Source organism: Shimia sp. R9_2 (genome assembly GCF_017743735.1).
Lineage (GTDB): Bacteria > Pseudomonadota > Alphaproteobacteria > Rhodobacterales > Rhodobacteraceae > Shimia.
Genome location: NZ_JAGHRO010000006.1, coordinates 80,013 through 105,202, shown reverse-complemented (window position 1 = coordinate 105,202; position 25,190 = coordinate 80,013). Strand labels below are relative to the sequence as shown.

Below are 25,190 nucleotides of genomic sequence, written 5' to 3'. Positions count from 1 at the left end.
ACGATGTGCTTGCTCTTCTCTCCGTCTTGTCCGTGTTTCAGGTGGCCAGTTTGGCCAAGGCTTTCCATGCCTGGGTCAGGGCCGGGTCTTTGGCCTTGGCCTTGCCAAGCTTGGTTTTCATGTTGTCGCTTGCGTCGCGCAGCCTGTCTGCCGCCGAGGGGATGGCGGCGAGGTCGGCCACGGCTGAGGGCAAGGCCCCGTGGTGGCCCATCTCAAACGCCAGCGCGATGGCCCGCTCCAGATGGGTGATCGCGGCGGTGCGGTTACCTTTGGCCAGCGCCACCCGCCCCTGCAACCCGGCGAGACCGACAACCCAGAACTTCTCCCCGCTTATGGTGACAAAATCATTGGCCTCCGCCAAAAGATCTTCGGCGAGATCGAACTCCTCGCGCAAGAGCGCCACGTCGGCGTAAAGATAGAGGAAATAGCTCAGGCCAAGGCGGCAACCGGTCTCGCGCCATTCATCCAAGCCAAGCCGGATTTCGGCCAATGCGTTGACCTGCGGGTCGTGGCGTTGCGCCCAGCCGTTCATCACCCGCGCCCAGCCGCGCCAGAACTGGAAGGAATACTCTTCCGACAGGGTGATCAGGCGGGCGGAGGTTTCGGCCACGCGAGCCTCATCGCCGCTGAATTGCCCAAGCCATCCGGCAAAGGCATTGGCAAAAGACACGCTGAAGGGATGCGCGGTTTCTTCGGCGTGCACAAGGCAGCGCTCGCTGGCCTCACGGGCGCCGATCACATCCCCTGCGAGCCAGCGCGACAGGCCGAGGTAGCCATTGAGCGCCACAGACAGATCGACCACATCAAAATCCAGCCCGCGTTTGCGGTCCTCCAATGTCAGATCCACGGCGATGCCGGCATCGAGAAAGGAAATGGCTTTGTGCGGGTGGCCCAGATAGGTCTGCAACGCGCCCATAGAGCGCTCGGTCGCAGCCAGCGTCATGGGGCTGCCAAGGTCGCGGGCCAGAGAGACCAACCGGTCTGCGTTGTTTTGTGAGGTGGCGTATTCGCCCCCCAGCATCATGGAGCGGAACTGGCCGTAGATGACTTTGAAGAGGCGCTCCATTTCACCGTATTGGCGGCAGAGTTCCTGCGCGCGGGCATAGGCGGTGATCACGGTTTCATGGGCATAGCCGCGCACAAAGGCCAGAGGCACGGCGAGCAGGATTTGCAGATCGATCTCGCGGTGATCGCGTTCTTGGGACGGTGGCAGCTCGCGCAGGCATTCCAGAGAGTTCTGCAGATGAGAGATTGCCTCGACATTGGCGGACTGCAAGGTGGCGCGCCGTGCGGCGGAGAGCATAAAGCCTTCGGCTTTGGCAAAATTGCCTGCCTTTTGGTAGTGATAGCCAAGGATTTCCGGCTCTGCCCCCGGCTCTCTGGGGTCACCTGTGTCGAGCACGCGGGCAATCCGACCATGCCATTTGGCCGCTGTGGCGCGCAGCATGGATTGATAGGCCGCATCCTGCACCAGCGCGTGGCGGAATTTGTACGACTGCACATCACCCGGCAGGCCAGCGGGCACGATCAGTTCGGCCTCCAAGAGCTGATCCAGTGCATCGCGGGTTTCCAGCTCGTCCCAGTCGAGCACCTCTCGCAGGATGTCATGCCCAAAGACGCGCCCGATTGCGGCGGCGACCTGCACCACCTCGCGGCTGGCGGAGAGCCGATCCAGACGTGACATCAGCGAGTCCTGCAGGGATTCCGGGATCGCGAGGGACAGCTCGGCGGTGCTTTGGGAGTGATCCTCAAAGAGGCCGGTCTCCATCGCCATTTTGGTCAGCTCCTCAACAAAGAGCGGCACACCGTCGGTGCGCTCCGCAAGCTGGTTGAGGATGGCGGAGGGCGGGCGCATGCCTGCGATGCTTTCCACCAGTTTGAAGGTGTCGGCGCGGCCAAGGCGGTTGAGCTCCAGCGTGGTGACATGGGGCTGGTTGCGCCAGGGAGAGTCAAATTCGCCGCGTGCGGTCATCAGGATCAGACAACGCCGCTCCGCAAGCCGGGCGATCCATTGATCGACAAAATCCAGCGTCGAGGCATCCATCCAATGCACGTCATCCAGAAGCAGGAGCAGCGGGTGCTCCGCCTCCATCGCGCAGCAGATTTGCAAGAGCGCGCTGACAAGGGCGGCTTTTTCACGCTCTGGAGCCATCGGGGCCGAGCTGCCGGTTTCCTCATCAAAGCCCATGAGACGCAGAACCGGCGCGCCGCTGATGGTGACATCAAGGCCGAGCTTTTGCATGAAGGCGATGGCCTGCGCCCGGTTCTCAGACGCCTCGGCGCCGGGGGTGAGGTTCATCACGGAGGCCAGAGCGTTTTTGACGGGGAAAAACGCGCTGCTTTGGTGCATGGGCGAGCCAAAGAAGGTGAGGCTGCTGAAGGTGCCGTTGCTGATATCCTGATTGAGCGCAAAGGCGATTTTGGTTTTGCCAACGCCTGCGTCTCCGGTGAGCAGCAGCACCTGCCCGTCACCTTCCAGCGCGTCATCCCAGCGCGACTTCACCAGAGCGATCTCTGCCCCGCGCCCAATGATCGGGGTGTCGCTTTGCAAGACTTCCCTGCGTGGGGTCTGAAAGACGCCGTGGCTGATCGACACAGAAAAGAGCTCCAGCGGGGCTTCGACACCGGCGAGTTCCGGGCTGCCAAGCGAGGCATACTCCAGCCGGTCGCCGATCAATCTGCGTGTCACCTCCGTCACCACCACCTGTCCAACCTTGGCGGCGGATTGCACCCGCGCGGCGACATTTGGCGTATCCCCGAAGAGCCACATTTTCTCATCCAGAGAGGCGCTGTTGGCGGCGCCGACCACCACGGGGCCGGTGTGCAATCCGAGACGCACCTGTGTGCTGACGGAGCTGTCACTCAGCGCGCTGGCGATCTCTGCGGCACGGTCGTTGATTTCCAGCGCGCAGACGGCGGCGGCATAGTGGCTACCCTCTTTGGCCACCGGATAGCCAAAAACCGCCACAACGCCATCCCCGGCAAAATTGGCAACCTTGCCACCAAATTTGTCGACCACGGTTTCCACAAGCGTGCGGTAGCGGGTGATCAGATCGCGGTAGTCTTCGGGATCGAGCTGGGCCGACAAGGCGGTGGAGCCAACAAGGTCGCTGAACAAGACCGTGAGCAACCGCCGCTCTGCCACATCCTCAGGTGGCGGGGTTGTGGGCACCTTAAAGATCGCATCCTGAGGTGCGGGTGTGGCGCTCAGCAGATCTTCGCGCGCCTCGTCCCCCAGCGCAGTGCCGCAATTGGTGCAGAATTTCGCACCCGGCGTGGTCTGGTGGCCGCAGTTTGAACACGCCAGTCGCAGCGAGTTCCCGCAGTGTTGGCAAAAATTGGCGCCAACCGGGTTCTCTGTATCGCATTGTGAACAAGAACTAACGAGGCCTTCCAAACGGCACTCCTCACGCACATCAAAATCACTAAAAGCGTTTCAGAGCACTCTGCGTTTGGTAGAAACTCCTTGGTCACGGCTCTTCCCAAGGGCTGCATGCCAAAATCTGACTGCACGCAGCTGGTAAAACGCAAAGTGCCTCAAACGGCAAATCGCCTCTTAGTATGTACCACAAATGCGCCTGATTGTCCTTGGGAATTGCTGCTCTCCTTGTGCGTTCTACCCCTGCAGGAAAGGGGTCTGAGCGCCTTCTACCTGAACTTGGGCGGACGTTTTTCAAGGAACGCGGTCATGCCCTCGCGCTGTGCCGGAAGGCCGTAGAGGGCGTGATACATCTGCCGCTCAAAGCGCAGGCCTGCGTTGAGACCCACTTCTTCGGCCTCATTCACACAGGCGCGCGCCATCATGACGATGTCTTTGGGATAGCTTGCGATGGTCGCAGCCACCTCCTGAGCGGTGCTGTGCAGCGCCTCTTCAGGCACCACGCGGCTGACCAGACCGATGGCCTGTGCCTCGGGTGCGTCAATCATGCGGCCGGTGAGGATCATATCCATCGCGCAGGCACGGCCCACAAGTTTGGTAAGCCGCTGTGTGCCGCCGATGCCGGGGATGCAGCCGATCTTGACCTCCGGCTGACCAAAGCGCGCGGTTTCTGAGGCGAGGATCACATCACACATCATGGCCAGCTCACAGCCGCCGCCCAGCGCATAGCCTGAGACCGCCGCCACCTTGGGCGTGCGCAGGGATGCAAAGCGATCCCAGCCCGCAAAAAAGGCGGTTTCATACATGGAGCCATAGTCCTGAACATTGAGTTCAGCGATATCGGCCCCCGCCGCAAAGGCGCGGGCGTTGCCGGTGAACACCATACAGCCGATGTCGGGGTCGGTGTCATGGATGGAGGCGCAATCCAGCACCTCCTCCAGAACCCGAGAGTTGAGCGCATTCAGCGCCTTGGGCCGGTTGAGCGTGATCGTCAGAACACGCCCCACCTTCTCTGTCAGAATGGTTTCATAACCTTGGACATCATCACGCATATCAACTGTCCCAAATTGCACCGAAAGCGGGGATGCCTTCGCGTTCCATGTCGTAGATCACCTGTTGGGTGAGCTTTTGGTTGGAGATCACAATCACCGCCTCGGCCCCACTCTGGCGCACCGCCTCAAGCGCAAGGGCGGAAAGGTTGGGTTTGCCGCGGGCATCGGTGTCCCAGATCAGCGGATCATGGGTGTTGCTTTCGATCTCATCCACCAGCGCATCCCCATAGGTCTTGCGTGGCGACCGGGTGGACCAGATCAGCTTGTTGGGCACCTCATGGGCCAAAAGATGCGGCAGGATCGGGCCAATGCCGCTTCCGGTGCCGACATAGACCACCTTTTTGAAGAGCACCTCGATGCGGGCCACGCCCGAGGTGGTGATGCCTTTGACCCAGACGTGGCTGGGGGGCGTGTCGATGAAGCGCCCGGTCCAGTCCCCTGCCCGGCTGATCACCAGACGGTAGCCTGCCTCCCCGGGGGTGGGGATGTTGGCAAAGGAGTGCCATTCGCGCAGCGGGCTGAGGCTGAGCGCGTTGGAGGAGCCAGCAAAGGGGGTGTCACCATAGTTAAAGCGCACCACAACCGCGTGGTTGGAGGGCTTTTCCACCTCGATTGGCACCTTCTTGAGAGTCAGCCACGGCGAGACAATCGACAGCGTCAGCACGCAGAGTAGCCAGAAGGCGAGGCTTTCGGTCATCGGCTGCCCCGCATCGCGCAGCATGGAGGCATTGTGGAGCCAGAACAGTACCAGCAGCGACCAGCCCGCGAAGCGGTGGATGTGCTCAAAGCGGTTGTGGAACTTCTGACGGATGGGGCCAATTGCGGAGAGGATCATCAGGGTCATGAGACCCACCATGATGCCGGTCAGCCACAGCGTCTGCAGCGAGGCCCCGCCGGTGCCGTTCAGCGCGTTTGACAAAAGAGCAAAGAGCAGGAAGGCAAACCAGATCGAACCGGCGACCGCGCCGCCGGAATGCAGCCCGCCAAAGTGGAAGACTTTGCCCGCGCCCCAGCGGATCCAGAGCGGCCAGCTGGTGGGAATACGTGTGGCGAGCCAGAACAGCAGGTTCACCACGCGCTGTTGCCGGATCAGGATCGCCAGCGTGAAGTTCAGAAGCGCCACCTGCGCAATCGCGGCGGTGTGAAACCCTGATGCGCTCTGCCAAACGCCGCCCGTGATGCCCTGCACAAAGACCCAGAGGTTCACGATGGCGACCACGGCGGCCAGCCGTCGGTATTCGATCAGAGAGGGGTGCCGCGTGATGTTTCGGAAGTTGAAGCGGCGGGTCGGCTTGATGTTGGTGGTCTGCGTGGTCATTCCGCTGCCTCCTGACCGCTGAGGCGGATCGCCTCTTCGGCACGCTGCAACAGCAGACGTTTGTCGAGTTTGCCGCGCGGAGTTTTGGGCAGATCCGCCATGGGCAGCACCACTTTGGGCACACAGTAGTAAGGCAGTTTGTTTTCCACCCGCGCGCGCGCCTCTTTTGGACAGACATCTGCGGGGCTGACAAAGGAGACCAGCGTGCGGTCATCAAATTTGAGGGTCACTGCCTGTTCGCAGCAGGGGGTCTCTTCCAAAGCGCGGGAGACGCCATCGAGTTCCACGCGGAAGCCGCGGATTTTCACCAGATCATCGACACGGCCGAAGTGCAGCAGCTCTCCGGTTTCGGTCCAGGCGCCCAGATCGCGGGTGCGGAACATCAGATGGCCGGGGCGGAACGGATCAAGGCGATAGCGCTGTGCATTGAGCTCCGGATTGGCGAGGTAACCCGCCGTGACGCAATCTCCTCCGGCCCACATTTCCCCGGTCGCGCCAAATGGCAGCGGGTTCAGCGCCTCATCAAGGATATAGACCGTGTTGTTGGGGGTCGGCTTGCCGATGGTCAGATCGGCCTTTTCAGGGTGGTGACGCATGGCCGTGTTGATGATGGTGGTCTCGGTTGGGCCGCAGGAGTTGTAGAAATCACAAAAGCTGCCCCATTTGTCTGCCAAGGGACGCGGGCAGGGTTCGCCCGCCACGGCGGCGGCTTTGACCTGCTGGCAGGCGGTGGCGTCAAGGGAGCCAAGGATAGACGGGGTGGCGATCAGAATGTCCACGGTTTCTGCGGTGGCCTGAATATCGCAGCCCCGGATCACCAGTGTTGCGCCGTTTGAAAGACAGCCGAGAATTTCCCAAGCCGCCATGTCAAAGGCGATGGAGAGGATTTGCCCGACGCGCAGACCGGGGCGCATGCCGAGATCACCCGGCGCAGTCAGAAGGATGTTGGCGAGGTTCTGGTGGGTGACCTGCACCCCATTGGGCACCCCTGTGGTGCCAGAGGTGAAGAGCACCATACAGATGTCATCGCCTTGCAGATCCGCCATCTCGCTCAGGCGCGGCAAAGAGGCATCCCGCATCACCTCCTCGATCGCCAGAAGGTGCTGGCCCTCCTCCAGAGGGACTTCGCCCTGCCGGGCCTCCAGTGTCAGGACAACCTTGGCATTCGTGACGGTGGAGATATGGCGCAGCGCGCTCTCGGTGGCGACGCCAAGGTGCTGGGGCACATAGATCGCGCCAAGCTTCATGATGGCCAGAATGCCCACAACCATCGGAATGGAGCGTTTCAGATAGAGGCCCACCGCATCCTGATGGCCAATGCCGAGATCGCGCAGCTTTTGAGCCAGACGGTCAGACGCCTCATCCAGCGCGCCATAGGTCATGGTCTCGCCTTCGCATTCCAGCGCAACCGCCTCCGGTTGTAGCGCGGCGTAATGCGCAAAGCCTGCCAGCACAGAGGCAAAACGCGGCGCGACCTGCGGGCCAAAGCCGAAACGGGTGAACCAATCGCCGGGGATGTTTGGGGTCTCTTCTGCGAGGGGCGCGCCGTCTTTTGTCAAAGAGAGGGAGAACCCGTTTTCAAAATTCTGGGCCAAGTTGTGCATTCTGCTGTCCTTCCGCTATGCTCACGTAAATGTTTATGGGAATTTTTCCCACGACAACTCACATTTTCGTGAATTTCCTTTCTTCTCAGGGGAAAAAAGCGCATATGTTTGCGGGGATTTTTGGGACTTGGAATGGGAAATACGACACGAAGCACCACGACAGACAGGATGGAACGCGCGCTCTCAGCCTTGCTGAAACCCCTGTCTAAACTGCTGATCAAAAACAATTTGGACGTGCAAACAGCCACCGAAGCCCTGAAACGTGCTTTGGTGACAGAAGGGCTGTCAGATGAGAGCGCCACCGACAGTCAGGTGAGTTTGCGCACCGGCGTGCACCGCAAAGATGTTAAGCGGCTGCGTGCTGAAATTGAGAGCGGGCAGACGAAAAAGATTCCCACACGGGGAATCGCTTTGGTGCTGACAACCTGGTCTCAGGAGCCGCCTTTTTGCGATGCGGCAGGCCAGCCGCGCCTGCTGCCGCGCAAGGGCCAACCCGATGCACCCGGGTTTGACGAGCTGATCAAAGCCAGCAAGGTCGACCTTGCGGCGGCCACCGTCCTGTCAGAGCTTGAACGACAGGATCTGATCAAACGCCATCCGGATGGGCAGCTAGAATTGCTGTCAGCGACCTTTGTGGCGCAATCCGGTGATGCGGCGATTGATGCCTTTGAGGCGACGGTGGGGGATCATTTGCGGATTGCCACGGAAAACGTGCTTTCCCCGCCCGGTGCGCCGCGCCAGTTTGATCAGGTGCTGCGCTACTCTCACCTCTCTGCCAGCTCGGTTGCCGCGCTGGAAGCAGAGGCGCGCAAGATGGCACAAAGCTATCTTGAGACGCTCAACGCCATGGCGCACCGTTTGCAAAGCGAAGACGATGCGTCCGGGCAGTTGGCAAACGGCCGTTTTGTCACCGGTGCTTTCATTGCGCCGATACATCCGACCGATACTTCCACGCCAGAAGGCGTGGCCACCCCCGAGAAGAATTCCGAGGAAGACACCAAAACATGAGCGGTTTTCTGAAACTGAGCGCATTATGCGCGTTTGTGATAGCCAGCAGCGCCCTGCCCACCTCTGCTGGCGAAGAAAAGGAGGCGCGTGAAGGCGGTCTCACCGGCACGGGTATTGTCGGCGAAATTGTCAAACTGGGCAGCATCATCGTGAACACGCAGCGCATCACCTTTGCGCCCGATATGCAGGTGAGCTCTGCGGCTGGCCCCAAACCGGCCAGCGCGTTGCGCCCCGGGCAGACCGTGGCCGTGGCCGTGCAGAGGGATGGCGATCATTGGGCCGCGGATGCGATCACGCAGGTGCATCCGATTGTCGGCCCTGTGAGCGAGGTGCATCCAGATGCGCTTGTGGTGATGGGCGCACGCATCCTGAAAGATGCGCGCGCGCCTGAGGTGGCCGTGGGCGATTGGATTGCCGTGAGTGGTTTTTGGAACCGCGAAACAGTGATCGCCACCGCCATTGAGGTGGTGCCCCCGCAGGCGCAGGCCAGCGTGCAGGGTAGCTATGCCTCCGCCCCTGAGGACACCCCATCATGGAAACTGGGTGCCGTGACTATGAACGGGCCGCGCCCGGAACATGCCACAGAGGGGCAGATCCTGCGGGTCTATGGCACGGCGCAGCGCGACGGGCTTGAGGTGCGCGATATGCGTCTTGGCGTGTTTGACGCCCCTAAAGCGCTGGTGCTCGCGGAGGGCTATTTCTCGGTGGTCTCTGTCACCGGGCACTACACTGTCGCAGGCAGTGGGCTGTCCTCTTACACAGAGCAACGCGGCGATGTGATGACCCAAGACAAGGTGCGCATTTGCGGTGTGGACGGGACCATCGTGAAACCCGATGCGGTGTTGAGCGCGGAAACACGCGCGCAGCTGCGCGTTTTGGGCTGCCCGACGCCATAAAGCTCGGAGAGCGTTGCCATCACTTACGCAGCGCTCTCCCATCTCAGTTTAGAATGAATCTAAACCTTGACTAATCACAACCGCAGGCGCATATCAAATCTTGATAGGAAAGGTCTGCCAATGTTCATTCAAACGGAATCCACCCCGAACCCTGCAACGCTGAAGTTTCTGCCCGGGCAGACTGTGTTGGAAATGGGCACCGCCGATTTCCCGACTGCGGATGGCGCGGCAGCCTCCCCTCTGGCGACCCGCATCTTTGCGGTAAACGGCGTGGCGGGCGTGTTCTTCGGCAATGACTTTGTGACCGTGACCAAAGCGGACGGCATTGAATGGGATCACATCAAACCGTCGATCCTTGGCGCGATCATGGAGCACTATCAGTCTGGCCAGCCTGTGATGGCAGGTGAGGCGACCGCCCCTTCCGGTCACGCAGAGCACACTGGCGAAGATGGCGAGATTGTTGGCCAGATCAAAGAGCTTCTGGACACACGTGTGCGTCCGGCAGTGGCTCAGGATGGCGGCGACATCACCTTCCACGGCTTTGACCGCGGTGTTGTGTATCTGCACATGCAGGGCGCTTGCGCTGGCTGCCCCTCCTCTACGCTGACCCTGAAAATGGGCATCGAGAACCTGCTGCGTCACTACATTCCTGAAGTGACCGAAGTGCGTCCGGTCGCGGTGTAATTTCTCCCCATGACGGCCCCACTGGTCCTGAGTTTTGACACATCGGCCGCGCATGTCGCGGCCGCTTTGCTGTCTGGTGAGCACATCATCGGCTTTAAAGTCGAAGAGATGAAGCGCGGGCAGGCGGAGCGCCTGATGCCGATGCTGGAAGAGGTTTTGAAAGAGGCCCGAAAAAGCTGGCAAAATCTGGATGCGATTGGTGTGGGTGTTGGCCCCGGCAATTTTACCGGCATCCGCATATCTGTCTCCGCCGCGCGCGGCCTCGCGCTGGGGCTGGGTATTCCGGCGGTGGGGGTGAACAGCTTTGACGCGATTGAAGCCGGGTTAGACCGCGTGGCCGTACCTGTTGTGCCCGGACCTCGCGGCCAAGGATACCTCGCTCCAAAAGGAAAACCTCCCTATCTGGCGACGCAGGACGAGCTCCTCGATATCATGGAAGATGCCCCGCTCGCAAATCCAGTACCCGTTAGTCTTGTCGTGCAAATCGCGCGTTTGACAGCAAAACGCTATCAAAGCAGCCCCCCTGCCCCGGCACCACTCTACATCAAGCCCGCTGATGCGGCGCCACCCAAGGACCCTGCTCCGGTCATTTTGGATCAGTGATCCGCCATGACGCCTGAGACCATGGCCGCGATCCACAGCGCCGCTTTCACAGACAGCCGCGCCTGGGATGCCAAAGAAATAAGCGGGCTGCTTCAGTCACGACTGGTGTTTTTTGTCTCGGTTGACGCTGGGTTCGCTTTGGGCCGTGCAGTGGCAGACGAATGCGAACTCCTGACAGTGGCTGTGCATCCTGACGCCCGGCGGCGTGGTTTCGGCTTGTTATTATTGGAAAAATACGAGGCGGAAGCCAGCGCACGCGGGGCGGTCACAAGCTTTCTGGAAGTGGCGGAGGACAACGCAGCTGCGCTTGCGCTCTATGAGCGCTGCGGCTACGAAATATATGGCACGCGGCCCGGCTACTACACACGCACAGACGGGCAGCAAATCGCTGCATGCCTCCTAAAAAAGGCGCTAAACTGATCGGGGGCCTGATTCGAATGTCACCTTTTTGGCCAAATGGTCAAATTAAAGTTGACCGCTTCGGTATCAATCGCCTTAGTTACATGATGGTCCGGCGGGACATGAACAATAGACGGGACGGCACTCGCGACGAAACGACCGCCCCGCTCAACACTGGGAGACTTAAATGAGCCTGATGCACAAATTTCTTGGCGCTGCGGCAGCTGCGGCCCTTTCTGCGGGTGCAGCCGTGGCAGAACCGGCGCTGATCTTTGACCTCGGCGGCAAGTTCGACAAATCCTTCAACGAAGCGGCCTTTGGCGGCGCAACCCGCTGGGCAGAAGAAACCGGCGGCAGCTTCCGCGAGATCGAACTGCAGTCTGAAGCACAGCGTGAGCAGGCTCTGCGCCGCTTTGCAGAAGCGGGTGCCAACCCAATCGTGATGGCCGGCTTTGCTTTTGGCAACGTGCTGGGCGAAGTGGCGGGCGACTATCCTGACACCAAATTTGCCATCATCGACATGGTGGTTGACGCGCCAAACGTGCGCTCCGTTGTGTTCAATGAGCACGAAGGCTCCTACCTCGTCGGCATGATGGCGGCTCAGGCGTCCAAATCCGGCACCGTGGGCTTCATCGGTGGCATGGACATCCCGCTGATCCGTAAATTCGCCTGTGGCTACGTTCAGGGCGTGAAAGCGGTGAACCCGGACGCAACCGTGATCCAGAACATGACCGGCACAACACCTGCCGCATGGAATGACCCGGTAAAAGGCTCCGAGCTGACCAAAGCGCAGATCAGCCAGGGTGCGGACGTTGTTTATGCAGCGGCAGGCGGCACCGGTGTTGGCGTTCTGCAGACCGCAGCGGATGAGGGCATCCTCTCCATCGGTGTGGACAGCAACCAGAACCACCTGCACCCAGGCAAAGTCCTGACCTCCATGATGAAGCGCGTGGACAACGCGGTTTACGAAGCCATGAAAGCGGGTGACGCGCTGGAAACCGGCTTCAACGTGATGGGCGTGGCCAACGGCGGCGTTAGCTATGCGATGGACGAATACAACGCTGAGCTGGTTTCTGCGGACATGGCTGCCGCAGTAGATGCAGCAAGCGGTAAAATTGCTTCCGGTGAGCTGGCTGTGCACGATTACATGAGTGACAACAGCTGCCCAGTGGAATAACAGGCGCCCGGGATCCATCCCGGAGCTCTTTAAGGGGGCCGTGCCATGGCGGTGCGGCCCCTAAAACGTAAAAGGGGGACAAGTTCATGCCAGACTACGTGACCGCTTTCTTCGCCACCTGGGCCGAGGCAGACGCTGACACACGCAGCGCCACACTTGCCGACATCATGGCTGAAAACTTCTCCTATTGCGATCCCAATGCCCCAGAGACGATTTCCGATCTGGACGCGCTGAGCAGCTATATCGGCATGTTCACGCAATATGCCCCCGGCGCGACTGCGCAGGTGGTCAGAACCAGCGAGACCAAAGGCCACCACAGGGTGACCGTTGCCTTTCGTATGGCCGACGGCAAAGAGCAGCTTGGCCAATATTTCGTGGAACTTGACGCCGACGGGCGCGCAACGCGCATGGTCGGCTTCGCAGGACTGGGAGAGCCTGAATGACGGCGCCTGCCATTGAACTAAAAGGCATATCCAAAGCCTTTGGCCCTGTTCAGGCCAACAAGGATATCTCGATCTCGGTGCAGCCTGGCACCATTCACGGCATCATCGGCGAAAACGGCGCAGGGAAATCCACGCTGATGTCGATCCTGTACGGCTTTTACAAAGCGGATGCCGGAGAGATCTTTATCAAGGGACAAAAGACCCCGATTCCGGACAGCCAAGCCGCCATCAGCGCAGGCATCGGGATGGTGTTCCAGCACTTCAAGCTGGTGGAGAACTTCACGGTTCTTGAGAACATCATTCTGGGGGCCGAAGACGGCGCGATGCTCAACACCTCTCTGGGTAATGCGCGTCGCGAGCTGAAGCATCTGGCGGATGAATACGGCCTGAACGTGGATCCGGATGCGGTGATTGAAAACCTCTCTGTGGGCCATCAGCAGCGCGTGGAAATCCTCAAGGCGCTGTATCGCAAGGCGGAAATCCTGATTCTGGATGAGCCGACCGGCGTGTTGACCCCAGCCGAAGCGGATCAGCTGTTCCGCATTCTGGACCGGCTGCGCGAAGAGGGCAAAACCATCATCCTGATCACACACAAACTGCGTGAGATCATGGAATACACCGACACGGTTTCGGTGATGCGGCGTGGTCAGATGACCGCAACGGTGAAGACCAAAGAGACCTCACCTGAAGAGCTCGCCGAGCTGATGGTGGGACGCAAAGTGCTTCTGCGCGTTGACAAAAAACCAGCGGAGCCGGGCGTCACCATTCTGGATGTGCAGGGCTTGCGCGTTGTGGATGACGCGGGCGTTGAGCGTGTCAAAGGCATCGACCTCAATGTGCGCGCCGGTGAGATTGTCGGGATTGCAGGGGTGGCCGGAAACGGCCAATCCGAGCTGCTGGAAGTGCTTGGCGGCTATGCTGAAGGCACCGGCACCATTCTGGTCAATGGTGAGCCGATCCCGCTGAGCGGACATGGTGCTGACGGACAAGCGCGCCGCGCGACCGGGGTGAGCCACGTGCCGGAAGACCGGCAGCGTGAAGGCCTGATCATGGAGTTCTCCGCCTGGGAAAACACCGTGTTTGGCTATCACCTAGAACCGGAAATCCAGAACGGCGTTCTGATGGACAACAAAGCCATCTATGAGGATGCCGAAGCCAAGATGGAGCGCTTTGATGTGCGCCCGCCCGATCCGAAACTGGCGGCCAAGAACTTCTCTGGCGGCAACCAGCAGAAAATTGTGCTGGCGCGCGAAATCGAGCGCAATCCGGACCTTCTGCTGATTGGTCAGCCAACCCGCGGCGTGGACATCGGCGCAATCGAGTTCATCCACCAGCAGATCGTGAACCTACGCGATCAAGGCAAAGCGATCCTGCTGGTGTCTGTGGAACTTGATGAGATCATGTCCCTCTCTGACAGGATTGCGGTCATGTTTGACGGCCACATCATGGGCGAGCGCGATCCGGCGCTGACCAACGAAAAAGAGCTGGGCCTGTTGATGGCCGGAATCACCGACACCTCCGCAGTTGCAGGCAACGGCGGCAATGACACCACTGAACAGGAGGTCCACGCCGATGGATAAGATGCCTAAATGGGCTGACATCGTCCTGATCCCCCTTATCTCGCTGCTATTGGCGGCTTTTTTCTCCGCATTGGTGATTTTGGCCATTGGCGAAAACCCGATTGAAGCGTTGAAACTGATGATCGACGGGGCGCTGATGCGCTCGGCTGGCTGGGGCTACACGCTCTATTACGCCACCAACTTCATCTTCACAGGCCTTGCGGTCTCGGTCGCGTTCCATGCGCGCCTTTTCAACATCGGCGGCGAAGGCCAGGCGATGCTGGGGGGCCTCGGCGTGGCGCTGGTGTGCCTCTATATCCCCTGGCCCCATTGGTCTTTGTCGATCCTCGGTGCCTCTGTGGGTGCGGCGCTGTTTGGCGCGCTATGGGCGCTGATCCCGGCCTATCTGCAGGCCAAGCGTGGCAGTCACATCGTGATCACCACCATCATGTTCAACTTCATCGCTGCGGCGCTGTTGAACTATGTGCTGGTGGAAATGCTGCGGCCTGTGGGCGCGATGGACCCGGCCTCGGCCAAGTTCCCGGATGCAACCCATCTACCGTCTTTCCAGGATATGTTCTCCACCGCAGAGACACCCATGTTCCGCGGGGCCCCTGCAAACGTGACCTTCTTCCTTGCGCTGATCGCCTGTGTTGTGGTCTGGGCGCTGATCTGGCGCACCCGGCTTGGCTACGAAATCCGCGCCTTTGGCCAATCGGAAACGGCCGCCAAATACGCCGGCATCAGCCCAGTGCGCATCACCGTGATCGCCATGCTGATCTCCGGTGCGCTGGCCGGGATGATGTCCGTGAACACCACAATGGGGGAAAGCGAACGTCTGATCCTCAACAGCACCGAAGGCGCGGGCTTTATCGGCATCGCGGTGGCGCTGATGGGACGCAACCATCCGTTTGGCGTGTTCCTCGCAGCCATCCTGTTTGGGTTCCTCTATCAGGGCGGCGCGGAACTGGCGCTCTGGACCAGCATCCCACGTGAATTGATCGTGGTGATCCAAGCTCTGGTGATCCTGTTCACCGGTGCGCTGGACAATATGGTGCGTCACCCGCTTGAGAAACTCTTTATCGCGCTGCGCCGGAGGAACGCCTGATGGACTTTCTGACACTGCTTCAGGTGCTGGACACATCTGTGCGTCTGGCAACACCTCTGCTGCTGGCCTGTCTCGCGGGCCTATACTCGGAACGCTCCGGCGTGGTCGACATCGGGCTTGAGGGCAAAATGCTGGCAGCGGCGTTCTTTGCCGCCGCATTCGCCTACTACTCCGGCAATGCCTGGGTGGGCCTGCTGGCCGGGATTGGCGCGTCGATCATTCTCGCGGTGATCCACGGGCTGGCATCCGTCACCTTCCGTGGCAACCAGCTGATTTCCGGTGTGGCGATCAACTTCCTTGCGGCTGGCATGACCGTTTTGGCGGCGCAAAGCTGGTTCCGCCAAGGGGGCCGCACGCCGCCGCTGGAAGGCGCGGCACGGTTTAACCCGATTGAGCTGCCGTTTGCCATTGGCCCAACTGATGCCGAGGCCGCAGGCCGCCCGCTGAGCCAGCTGATCGCCGAGGCAGGTCCGCTGCAGCAGTTCTACTCCGAACTGATCTCCGGCCACTCGATCCTCGTTTATCTGGCGCTGCTGACTGTGCCTTTCACCTGGTGGCTGCTCTTCCGCACCCGCTTTGGCCTGCGCCTGCGCGCGGTTGGTGAAAACCCGGCCGCGGTGGATACGGCAGGTGTGTCCGTGGTCTGGCTGCGCTATGCGGCTGTGCTGATCTGCGGTGTGCTGTGCGGTGTGGCCGGAGCCTATCTCTCCTCCGCCCTGCAGGCGGGCTTTGTGAAAGATATGACCGCCGGTCGTGGCTTTATCGCGCTCGCGGCGCTGATCTTTGCCAAATGGCGTCCGGTCTATGCGCTTTGGGCCTGTCTGCTCTTTGGTCTTTTCCAGGCCCTGGAGCTGCGTCCGGACATCATCGAGAATGTGTCCGGCATCAAGGTTCAGGTGCAACTGTTGGGTGCGCTGCCCTATATCCTGACCGTGGTGATACTCGCAGGTTTTGTCGGCAAGGCGATCCCGCCACGTGCCAGCGGCGAGCCCTACGTCAAAGAGCGCTAAATCCGCAACCGGACGATAAGTCCAGTTTTCGGTCAATGATCTGTCCTGCCAGCGTTTTATCGACGCTGGCAGGTTGCTTTTGAGAGCCCTGTAGCGCTATCAAAAATTATGCAGATTTACCTCCCCATCGCCGAAGTTTCCGTCAACGCATTCCTGCTGCTTGGACTGGGCGGCATGGTGGGCATTCTTTCGGGGATGTTCGGGGTTGGCGGCGGATTTCTGATGACGCCGCTTTTGTTTTTCATCGGCATCCCGCCGGCCGTCGCGGTTGCGACGGAAGCGAACCAGATTGTGGCCTCCTCGTTCAGTGGTGTGCTGGCACATCTGAAGCGAAAAACCGTGGACCTCAAAATGGGCACGGTGCTGCTGTCCGGGGGTCTCATAGGGGCCGCGCTTGGGGTGGTGGTGTTCAACTATCTGAAGTCGCAGGGCCAGGTCGATTTGCTGGTGCGGCTTTGCTATGTGGTCTTTCTGGGCGTGATCGGCTCTCTGATGTTTATCGAGAGCCTCAATGCGATCCGCAAATCACGCAAGAACGCGGGACCACCCAAACGCAAGAAACACAATTGGGTGCATGGTCTGCCGCTGAAGATGCGCTTTCGTGTGTCCGGTCTCTACATCTCTGTGATCCCGCCGATGATGGTGGGCGTGCTGGTGGGCATCCTGTCAGCCATCATGGGCGTTGGCGGCGGGTTCATCATGGTGCCCGCGATGATCTATCTGCTGGGGATGCCGACCAAAGTGGTTGTGGGCACCTCGCTGTTTCAGATCATCTTTGTCACCGGCTTCACCACGCTTTTGCACGCCACCACCAACTTCACCGTGGACATCGCGCTGGCGGTTCTGTTGCTGGTGGGCGGTGTGATCGGCGCGCAGATTGGCACGCGGCTTGGCACCTACCTGAAGGCAGAGCAGCTGCGCATTCTGCTGGCGCTTCTGGTGATTATGGTCTGTGCCAAACTGGCGCTGGACCTGCTGCTGCAACCCAGCGAGCTCTTTTCGCTTGGCGCGGTGGAGGGTCACTGATGCTGCGGATACTCTCTTTCTGTTTTGCCCTTGCCGCCAGCACGTTGAGCGCTGAGGAAGTGGTGCTTGGCCTGAGCCAGGATCAGGTGGCGATCACCACAAATTTTGACGGCTCTGAGATCCTGCTGTTTGGCGCGGTGAAACGCGAGGCCCCCATCCCGGAAGAGCCGCTGGACGTGGTGATTGCCGTGTCCGGCCCATCCAGCCCACTCACCGTGCGGCGCAAGGAGCGCAAGTTTGGCATCTGGGTGAACACCGATGCGGTGGAGATTGACGCCGCCCCAAGCTTTTATGCGGTGGCCACCTCAGCGCCGTTCACGGAAGCGATTTCAAACGTCGAAGACCAGCGCCACAAAGTGTCGATCCCGCGTGCAATCCGCTCTGTCGGTGCGCCGATGGAAGTAGAAGACGCCCAAAGCTTCAGCGAAGCGGTGATCCGTATCCGTACCGATGAAGGCCTGTATCAGCTGCGCGAAAACACCGTGGAAATCGAGCAGCAGACCCTGTTTCGCACCTCAATCCAGATGCCCGCCAACCTGACGGAGGGCGACTATCCCACGCGCATTTTCCTGACGAGGGATGGCAAAGTGGTGTCTCAGTTTGAGACGGTGATCAACGTGAACAAGGTGGGGCTGGAACGTTGGCTTTATGATTTGTCGCGCAATCAACCCTTGATTTACGGGATCATGTCATTGGCTATTGCGATTGCCGCAGGATGGCTGGCCTCTGCCGCGTTCCAGGTTTTGCGGCGCAACTGAGCCAAGCCAACGCGCTTGCGTCGCTGCGTCAGGGCGACTACCTGATAACAAACTCAAAAAGGGGCACAGGATATGTCGCAGACACCGGAAACGCTTGCAGGAATGATGCTGGAGGCCGCGCAGAAAGCCGGTTCGGAAGCGGCGGATGCGATGGTGGTCTCTGGAACGTCGGTGTCCATCGAGGTGCGCGAAGGCAAGCTTGAGCAGGCGGAGCGCTCTGAGGGGGTGGACCTCGGGCTGCGTGTGCTGATCGGGCAGCGTCAGGCCAATGTGTCCATTTCCGACACGCGCCCTGAAAGCATCGCAACCATGGCAGAACGGGCCGTGGCCATGGCCAAAGAAGCGCCTGAGGATCCCTATGTGGGCTTGGCAGCGGCGGACCAGCTTGTACGCGACCCTGATATTGCTGCACTTGAGCTGTGTGACCCCACTGCCGAGCCCGCGCCTGATGCGCTGCAGGCAGATGCATTGGCAGCCGAAGCGGCGGCTATGGCGGTCGAAGGCGTGACGCAGGTGCAATCCTCCACTGGCGGATATAGCCACACAACCGTGCATTTGGCGGCGAGCAACGGGTTTTCCGGCGGATATGACCGCAGCAGCCGCGCGGTTTACACCACTGCGATTGCCGGGACCGGCGAGGCCATGGAGCGTGACTACGACGGAGATTCGCGCATCTTTCAGAGCGATCTGCGTTCCGCTTCAGAAATCGGCACCGAAGCCGGACAGCGCGCCATCGCCCGCCTGAACGCGCGCAAACCTGAAACCGGGGCTTTTCCCGTGCTGTTTGATGAGCGCATTTCCTCGTCGTTGGTCGGGCATCTGCTGGCGGCAGCAAACGGGGCCATGGTGGCGCGTGGCTCAAGCTGGCTGCGCGAAAAGCAAGGCCAGCAGGTTCTGCCCGAAACGCTTTCCCTGATCGAAGATCCGCTGCGCCCACGTGTTTCTGGCTCGCGCCCGTTTGATGCGGAAGGGCTGCCCACCGCCAAACGTGCGATTGTTGACAAAGGCGTGCTGACCGGCTGGACGCTTGATTTGGCCAATGCGCGCAAGCTGGGCATGGCCTCAACCGGCAATGCCGCACGCGGAGTTTCAAGCCCGCCCTCCCCGAGCAGCTGGAATGTGGCGCTGACCCAAGGCGCGCAGTCGCGTGAGGCGCTGATCAAAGACATGGGGCGCGGCCTGCTGGTGACATCGCTGATTGGCTCCACCATCAACCCGACAACCGGGGATTATTCACGCGGGGCGGCTGGGTTCTGGATTGAGAACGGCGAGATCACCTATGCGGTGAATGAATGCACCATCGCCGGGAACCTGCATGACATGCTGCGCCATATCGTGCCTTCCAATGATGCGCGCGGCTACCTGTCGCGTGTGGTGCCCTCCTTGCTGGTGGAAGGGATGACCCTTGCCGGCGCCTGATCTTCAGCTCCTGATCGACGCGGCGCTGGAGGCAGGTGAGATTGCCAAGCGCTATGACGGGCAAAACGCAAAGACCTGGCATAAGCCGGAGGGCGCTGGCCCTGTGACCGAGGCCGATCTGGCGGTGAACGACATGCTGGAGCGGGAGCTGCGCGGGGCGCGGCCCGACTATGGCTGGTTGAGCGAAGAGTCACTTGATGAAGGCAACCGGGTGCAGGACGCGCGGGTTTTTATCATCGACCCGATTGATGGCACGCGCAGCTTTATTGAAGGGTCCAACACCTGGGCGCATTCGCTTGCGATTGCGGAACAGGGCGAAGTGACCGCAGCGGTGGTCTATCTGCCGCGGCGGGACCGGCTTTATGTCGCGGAAAAGGGCCAAGGTGCGACACTGAACGGCGAACCGATCCAAGCGGCCACCACCGGAGAGCTCGCCGGAGCCAAGGTTCTGGCGGCCCGGCCCGCGATGGAGGCGGCGCTGTGGAGAGACGCGCCTCCGGAATTCAATCGCGGCTATCGCCCCTCGCTGGCCTATCGCATGGCGCTGGTGGCACAGGGCCGGTTTGACGCCATGCTGACCCTGCGCCCGACATGGGAATGGGACATTGCCGCTGGCGATCTGATCTTGCGTGAAGCCGGTGCGGCGAGCTCTGACCGGCACGGAAATCCCCTGATGTTCAACAATCCCGATCCCCGGCTTGCCGGCGTTGTGGCGGGCAATGCCACCCTGCAGCCCAAGATTTGTGCGGCTCTGGCCCCAACCCATGCGCCGCAATAGGCAAAACCGCAAAAACCTTTGGGAAACGGGAAAAATTCCGCCTATTTCTCTATAACCTGCCCTCTTGAGACCGCGACGTAAGCGGCTTAGGTTGCGCGCAAATCCGCACCACAAAGGAGTGGCCCATGGCACAACGACTGCACCTCGTCTTTGGCGGCGAGCTGATCGACCCCACAAAAACCGCATTCAAAGACGTGGACGACATTCACGTTGTGGGCATCTTTCCGAACTATGAAAGCGCCTATGACGCGTGGAAAGCCGAAGCACAGCGCACCGTAGACAATGCGCATATGCGGTATTTCATCGCCCATTTGCACCGCCTGCGTGATGAAGGTGCCGAAGCCTCCTCCACGGAAGAACTCGGATAAAACTGGCATGCCGCGCTCGCTTGGTCTGACGACATATCTTGCGTTTGCGCGCCGCCAACCGCCACAGCTGGCTGCCATCACCACGCCACGACCGGCGGGTGAGCTGGTTTGGCTGCACTGTGCGGATCCAAAACGGGTGCGGACCCTCGCAAAGCTTGGTCAGCGCCTGACCCGGCAGCGTGGGGCGAGCGCGTTTCTGATCACGACACCTCAGAGCAAGCCGCCCCAAGGGTTGCCGGACGAGGCGATCTGGCAAAGCTGCCCCTCAGAGAACCCCAACGATATCAAAGCTTTTCTGACCCATTGGCAGCCTGATCTGTGCCTTTGGCTGGGGCCGGAGCTGCGCCCCGCGCTGATTGATGCGGTGTTTGAGCGGAATATCCCTTCGGTGCTGCTGGAGGCCAACCGCACCAAGATTGACCAGAAACGCCGCTGGGGGCCGGAGCCGACCCGCGCGACCCTGATGCGGTTCACCAAGATCTTCGCGCAAGGCAAAGACGCGCGGAGCCGGTTTAAGAAACTGCTGCCAGAAACGGCAGAGATCACGCTGAGTGGTGAGCTGATGGAAGAGGCGCAGGCCTTGCCGGTTCAGGACAGTGATCTGGAGGAGCTGCGCGCATCGCTTTCCGGCCGCCCGGTCTGGCTGGCCGCGCGACTGCAGCCCAAAGAGCTGCCGCTGGTGCTCAACGCCTATCGCCAGATGCTGCGGCTGTCGTTTCGCACATTGCTGGTGGTTGTCCCCGACAACGCAGAAGATGCCCCTGATATGCACCGGACCATTCAGGAAGACGGGTGGCGAGTTGCCGATTGGGAGGCCGGGGATTTTCCCGGCGAAGATACGCAGGTGCTGTTTGCTCAAACGCCTGATGAGCTGGGCCTTTGGTACCGGCTTGCCCCAGTCAGCCTGGTGGGCTCTTCGCTGGTTGCCGGAGCTGGCGGGCGTGATCCGCTTGAACCCGCGGCACTGGGCAGTGCAATCCTCTATGGACCGTCGGTTCGGCGCTATCTGAACAGCTACACACGGCTGGCCAACGTGGGCGCGGCGCGTATCGTGAAAGACGCTGAAAGCCTGACCGCCGCGCTGATGTTTCTGGCCGCGCCCGATCAGGCGGCGGCGATGGCCCATGCGGGCTGGCAGGTTGTTTCTGACAGTGCCGCGGTTTCCGATATGGTGATTGAGCACGCACATGCGCTTTTGGATCAGCAAGAGGCCGTTTGATGAAAGAGCCAAAGTTCTGGTCCAACGCTCCGGACAAACCCGGCTGGCAGGCGCATCTGCTCGCACCTCTGGGCGCGCTTTACGCCTCTGCGACGCGAAAGCGCATCCGGCAAAGCTCTGACGGCCATAAAGCCAATGTGCCGGTGATCTGTGTCGGCAACCTCAACGCCGGGGGTACGGGCAAGACCCCCACCGCCATCGCCTTGGTGCAATATCTGCAGGCACGCGGGAACACACCGCATGTGGTCTCGCGTGGATACGGCGGCGCGCTGGAAGGGCCTGTGCAGGTTGATGAACGCGCCCACCGCGCTGCGCAGACCGGCGATGAGCCGCTCTTGCTGGCGGCCTTTGCCCCAACCTGGGTGGCCAAGGATCGCGCCAAAGGCGTGGCTGCTGCAGAGGCGGCGGGGGCTGATGTGATCCTGCTGGATGACGGTTTTCAGAACCCGACAGTGCAAAAAGACGCCAGCATCATCGTGGTGGATGCGGCGCGCGGCTTTGGCAACGGGCGCTGTATTCCCGCAGGCCCCTTGCGTGAACCCATCGCGACAGGTCTGGCGCGGGCCGATGTGCTGCTGTCGATCGGCTCCGAGCAGGCGCAGGCACAGTTTGCAGCGCGCTGGGGACAAGCGGTCTCCCTCCCCCACCTGACAGGCGCTTTGGAGCCGTTGCCGACCGGCATGGACTGGCGGGAAACCCCGTTTCTGGCCTTTGCCGGAATTGGGCATCCGGAGAAGTTTTTTGACACTCTGCGAGGGCTTGGCGCGACTCTGGTGCGCACGGAAGCGCTGGATGATCATCAGGCGCTGCCACCGTCGCTGTTGACCCGCCTCACATCAGAGGCCCGCGCGCTTGGGGCGCAGTTGGTCACGACGGAAAAGGATGCGGTGCGTTTGCCAATGGAGATGCGGGCGCAGGTGCTGACATTGCCCGTGCGACTGGCCATTTCGGATTGGCAACCGATTGAAAAACTCTTGGCCCGGATTGGCGTGCCTGAGCGATCCTAGAACGCTCAGGCTTGAGCAAGAAGGCTTATTCGCCCAGCTTGCCGTCCAGAATCTCGCGCAGGTCTGCGTAGTTCATGTTGGAATGCTGTTCGCCATCAATGATGAGCGTTGGCGTTGCCTGAACATTGTCCGCCGCTGCATTTTCCTGGAACCAAGCCACAAGCGCCTTGGCTTTGTCTTCGTCCTGCAGGCAGGCCTGAAGCGTGTCGTCTTCCAGCCCTGCAAGGCGACCGGTTTTGCGCAGCGCATCCGCGATGGCCACCGGATCACCGGAGCTTGTCCATTCGCGCTGGGTTTCCATCAGGATGTCGGTCATACCGAAGAAACGCTCCTGACCACCGCAGCGTGCCACCATGGATGCCCAGAGACCGTAGCGGTCAAAGTAGACATCGCGGAAGATGAACTTCACCTTGCCGGTGTCGATGTAGTCCACTTTGAGGTCTTTGAAGACGTTCTCATGGAAGCTCGCACAGTGCGGGCAGGTGAAGGATGCATATTCGATGATGGTGATCGGGGCGTCTTCGGCACCAATCGCCATTTCCACGATCTCAGAGGACTCCGCATTTTCAGAGGAGACCGTCTGGATGTTGGACACCGCAGGCAGAATGGTGGAGACGGCGGTGGTCGTCGGCTGGCCCGCAGTCATCCAGTAGGCCCCGCCTGCAACAGCCATGGCTGCAGCGGCGATAAGGGGAACAAAACGGTTCATTTAGAAACCTTTCTTAGCATTTTTATTTTTCATAAGCACGTTGCCGGCAAGCTGTTCAAGCGCTTGCCGCAGTTCATTGTTCTGCACCGGGGCTGCGACCTGAGCGGCCTCTTGCTGGGTGGCGGGATCGGGTTTGGCCGCCTCTTTTTTGGGCGGGGTCGAGAATTGCACCTGACCTTCGGCAAAGCCAGTGGGGGCGGTCTGGGTGATGCGCAGATGGGCAATGGCGTTGTAGCCGTAGGCGGCATTCACGCGGTTGCGCAAAGTCTCTTTCTGCATTTCCAGCATGGGCGCATTGGCTCCGGTGGTGAGCACCGTGAGCGTCGCGCCAAAGCCTTTGCGGCCGTATTTCACATCCACGGGCCGACAAATGCGCGCGATATCCTGCCCCACGATCTCTGCCCAATGGGTGAGCACGCGGGTCTCCGAAAACCCCTTGCTTTCGCTGGCTTTGCGAATGCGATCCCGCAGGAGCGAGGAGGTGCGTTTGAACCCTTTGGTCGTGGTACGGCGCATGTTGATCTTGCATCCTCTGGTCGAGAGCTATTTTAGTGGCCCGACCCAGCTGTGCCAGCGAAACCGACTCTAGGCGAGGATAAAACTTGCGTGATTTGCCCCAAAGCTCCGACCTCCTGGCTTGGTATGACCACAATGCGCGCAAGATGCCGTGGCGGATTGGCCCGGCAGAGCGCAAAACGGGCATAAAACCTGATCCCTATCGTGTCTGGATGTCCGAAATTATGCTGCAACAGACAACCGTTGCCGCCGTGAAGGACTATTTTGAGCGGTTTACCGCGCGCTGGCCGACGGTCAACGATCTGGCTGCGGCGGCGGATGAAGACGTCATGGCGGAATGGGCGGGGCTTGGCTACTACGCACGCGCGCGCAACCTGCTGAAATGCGCACGCTTTGTGAGCTCTGAATTGGGTGGCGCGTTCCCCGATACGGTCGAGGCGCTTTTGAAATTACCCGGTGTCGGGCCTTACACCGCAGGGGCTGTGGCCTCGATCGCCTTTGATCAACCTGCCACAGTGGTCGACGGCAATGTGGAGCGGGTGATGGCCAGGCTGTTTGATGTGCACACCCCGCTGCCCGCCGCCAAACCGGAGCTGACGGAACTGGCCGAGCGTCTAACACCACAGGAGCGCCCCGGCGACTATGCGCAGGCGGTGATGGATCTGGGCGCGACAATTTGCAGCCCGCGCAACCCCGCCTGTGGCATCTGCCCGTGGCGCGCCCCCTGTCAAGCACAAAAGGCGGGTACTGCGGCAGAGCTGCCAAAGAAAACACCGAAGAAGCCCAAACCCATACGCCATGGCGTGGTCTATATCGCGCGCCGGGTGGACGGGGCTTTCCTGCTCGAGCGCCGACCCGACAGCGGGTTGCTGGGCGGGATGCTCGGTTGGCCCGGATCTGAGTGGCAGGAGACGGCGGCCCCGGCCCATGAAGCCCCGATCAAAGCGGAATGGAAAACGCTCAACGCCGAAGCGCGGCACACGTTTACCCATTTCCATCTGCGCCTGACGGTCTGCAGCGCGCTGGTGCCGATGGATCGCAAGCCGGTCACCGGGCATTTTGTGGACGCTGAGGAATTTGACCCGGGGGATCTGCCAACGGCGATGCGCAAGGCGTTTGATCTCTATCGCGGCGCTTGAGCGCATTGCGA

At 60.6% G+C, this 25,190-nt stretch carries 24 protein-coding genes; 18 read left to right on the top strand and 6 right to left on the bottom strand.

What is annotated here, in order from left to right; all coding sequences use genetic code 11:
* Positions 1–37: 37 nt before the first annotated feature.
* The 4 genes from J7400_RS14875 to J7400_RS14860 all read right to left on the bottom strand — a co-directional run bounded on the left by J7400_RS14875 (position 38) and on the right by J7400_RS14860 (position 7,353).
* Positions 38–3,397, bottom strand: a complete 3,360-nt coding sequence (locus J7400_RS14875) for an adenylate/guanylate cyclase domain-containing protein (protein WP_209064685.1) — start codon at positions 3,395–3,397, stop codon at positions 38–40.
* 251 nt (positions 3,398–3,648) lie between these two features.
* Positions 3,649–4,431 carry an enoyl-CoA hydratase-related protein gene (locus J7400_RS14870; RefSeq protein ID WP_209064683.1) on the bottom strand — a complete coding sequence of 261 codons (783 nt, stop codon included), beginning with the start codon at positions 4,429–4,431 and terminating at the stop codon, positions 3,649–3,651.
* Position 4,432: 1 nt separating this feature from the next.
* Positions 4,433–5,749 carry a hypothetical protein gene (locus J7400_RS14865; RefSeq protein ID WP_209064681.1) on the bottom strand — a complete coding sequence of 439 codons (1,317 nt, stop codon included), beginning with the start codon at positions 5,747–5,749 and terminating at the stop codon, positions 4,433–4,435.
* Positions 5,746–7,353 (bottom strand): AMP-binding protein, encoded by a 1,608-nt coding sequence (locus J7400_RS14860; protein ID WP_209064679.1) that lies wholly within the window; start codon positions 7,351–7,353, stop codon positions 5,746–5,748. Before J7400_RS14860 ends, J7400_RS14865 begins: the two co-directional genes overlap by 4 nt.
* Positions 7,354–7,521: 168 nt before the next feature.
* Between J7400_RS14860 and J7400_RS14855 the strand changes: the two genes are divergently transcribed.
* From J7400_RS14855 to lpxK, 17 genes are all read left to right on the top strand, one after another.
* Positions 7,522–8,361 (top strand): DUF6502 family protein, encoded by an 840-nt coding sequence (locus J7400_RS14855; RefSeq protein ID WP_209064677.1) that lies wholly within the window; start codon positions 7,522–7,524, stop codon positions 8,359–8,361.
* A complete protein-coding gene (locus J7400_RS14850; protein ID WP_209064675.1) occupies positions 8,358–9,257 on the top strand; it encodes a DUF5666 domain-containing protein in 900 nt (299 codons plus the stop codon). Before J7400_RS14855 ends, J7400_RS14850 begins: the two co-directional genes overlap by 4 nt.
* Positions 9,258–9,377: 120 nt before the next feature.
* Positions 9,378–9,941, top strand: a complete 564-nt coding sequence (locus J7400_RS14845; RefSeq protein ID WP_209064673.1) for a NifU family protein — start codon at positions 9,378–9,380, stop codon at positions 9,939–9,941.
* A gap of 9 nt (positions 9,942–9,950) precedes the next feature.
* Positions 9,951–10,544, top strand: a complete 594-nt coding sequence (gene tsaB / locus J7400_RS14840) for a tRNA (adenosine(37)-N6)-threonylcarbamoyltransferase complex dimerization subunit type 1 TsaB (RefSeq protein WP_209064671.1) — start codon at positions 9,951–9,953, stop codon at positions 10,542–10,544.
* Between the two features lie 6 nt (positions 10,545–10,550).
* Entirely contained in the window at positions 10,551–10,964 is a 414-nt protein-coding gene (locus J7400_RS14835) for a GNAT family N-acetyltransferase (protein ID WP_247738827.1), read from the top strand.
* A gap of 166 nt (positions 10,965–11,130) precedes the next feature.
* Complete coding sequence (locus tag J7400_RS14830; protein ID WP_209064669.1) at positions 11,131–12,120, top strand: BMP family ABC transporter substrate-binding protein; 990 nt, start codon at positions 11,131–11,133, stop codon at positions 12,118–12,120.
* Between the two features lie 86 nt (positions 12,121–12,206).
* Positions 12,207–12,563, top strand: a complete 357-nt coding sequence (locus J7400_RS14825) for a molecular chaperone GroEL (protein WP_209064666.1) — start codon at positions 12,207–12,209, stop codon at positions 12,561–12,563.
* Entirely contained in the window at positions 12,560–14,143 is a 1,584-nt protein-coding gene (locus J7400_RS14820) for an ABC transporter ATP-binding protein (RefSeq protein ID WP_209064664.1), read from the top strand. The genes J7400_RS14825 and J7400_RS14820 overlap by 4 nt, the downstream gene beginning before the upstream one ends.
* Positions 14,136–15,230: an ABC transporter permease gene (locus J7400_RS14815; RefSeq protein WP_209064662.1), complete on the top strand. Its 1,095-nt coding sequence runs from the start codon at positions 14,136–14,138 to the stop codon at positions 15,228–15,230. Before J7400_RS14820 ends, J7400_RS14815 begins: the two co-directional genes overlap by 8 nt.
* Complete coding sequence (locus tag J7400_RS14810; protein WP_209064660.1) at positions 15,230–16,240, top strand: ABC transporter permease; 1,011 nt, start codon at positions 15,230–15,232, stop codon at positions 16,238–16,240. The genes J7400_RS14815 and J7400_RS14810 overlap by 1 nt, the downstream gene beginning before the upstream one ends.
* A gap of 108 nt (positions 16,241–16,348) precedes the next feature.
* Positions 16,349–17,266: a sulfite exporter TauE/SafE family protein gene (locus J7400_RS14805; protein ID WP_209064658.1), complete on the top strand. Its 918-nt coding sequence runs from the start codon at positions 16,349–16,351 to the stop codon at positions 17,264–17,266.
* Positions 17,266–18,024, top strand: coding sequence for a TIGR02186 family protein (locus J7400_RS14800; protein ID WP_209064656.1), 759 nt, complete (start codon positions 17,266–17,268; stop codon positions 18,022–18,024). The genes J7400_RS14805 and J7400_RS14800 overlap by 1 nt, the downstream gene beginning before the upstream one ends.
* A 72-nt stretch (positions 18,025–18,096) precedes the next feature.
* Complete coding sequence (locus J7400_RS14795; RefSeq protein ID WP_209064654.1) at positions 18,097–19,443, top strand: TldD/PmbA family protein; 1,347 nt, start codon at positions 18,097–18,099, stop codon at positions 19,441–19,443.
* Positions 19,430–20,221 (top strand): 3'(2'),5'-bisphosphate nucleotidase CysQ, encoded by a 792-nt coding sequence (locus J7400_RS14790; protein WP_209064652.1) that lies wholly within the window; start codon positions 19,430–19,432, stop codon positions 20,219–20,221. The genes J7400_RS14795 and J7400_RS14790 overlap by 14 nt, the downstream gene beginning before the upstream one ends.
* 125 nt (positions 20,222–20,346) lie before the next feature.
* Complete coding sequence (locus J7400_RS14785; protein ID WP_209064649.1) at positions 20,347–20,589, top strand: DUF4170 domain-containing protein; 243 nt, start codon at positions 20,347–20,349, stop codon at positions 20,587–20,589.
* A gap of 7 nt (positions 20,590–20,596) precedes the next feature.
* The gene (locus J7400_RS14780) at positions 20,597–21,808 is read left to right on the top strand and encodes a glycosyltransferase N-terminal domain-containing protein (protein WP_209064647.1); all 1,212 of its coding nucleotides are present in this window, start codon (positions 20,597–20,599) and stop codon (positions 21,806–21,808) included.
* A complete protein-coding gene (gene lpxK / locus J7400_RS14775) occupies positions 21,808–22,815 on the top strand; it encodes a tetraacyldisaccharide 4'-kinase (protein WP_209064645.1) in 1,008 nt (335 codons plus the stop codon). Before J7400_RS14780 ends, lpxK begins: the two co-directional genes overlap by 1 nt.
* Positions 22,816–22,840: 25 nt before the next feature.
* Here lpxK and J7400_RS14770 read toward each other — a convergent pair whose 3' ends face one another.
* Entirely contained in the window at positions 22,841–23,524 is a 684-nt protein-coding gene (locus J7400_RS14770; RefSeq protein WP_209064643.1) for a DsbA family protein, read from the bottom strand.
* Positions 23,525–24,046, bottom strand: a complete 522-nt coding sequence (locus J7400_RS14765) for a DciA family protein (protein ID WP_209064996.1) — start codon at positions 24,044–24,046, stop codon at positions 23,525–23,527.
* An 80-nt stretch (positions 24,047–24,126) separates the two neighbouring features.
* Between J7400_RS14765 and mutY the strand changes: the two genes are divergently transcribed.
* Positions 24,127–25,179 (top strand): A/G-specific adenine glycosylase, encoded by a 1,053-nt coding sequence (gene mutY, locus J7400_RS14760; protein ID WP_209064641.1) that lies wholly within the window; start codon positions 24,127–24,129, stop codon positions 25,177–25,179.
* Positions 25,180–25,190: the final 11 nt, after the last annotated feature.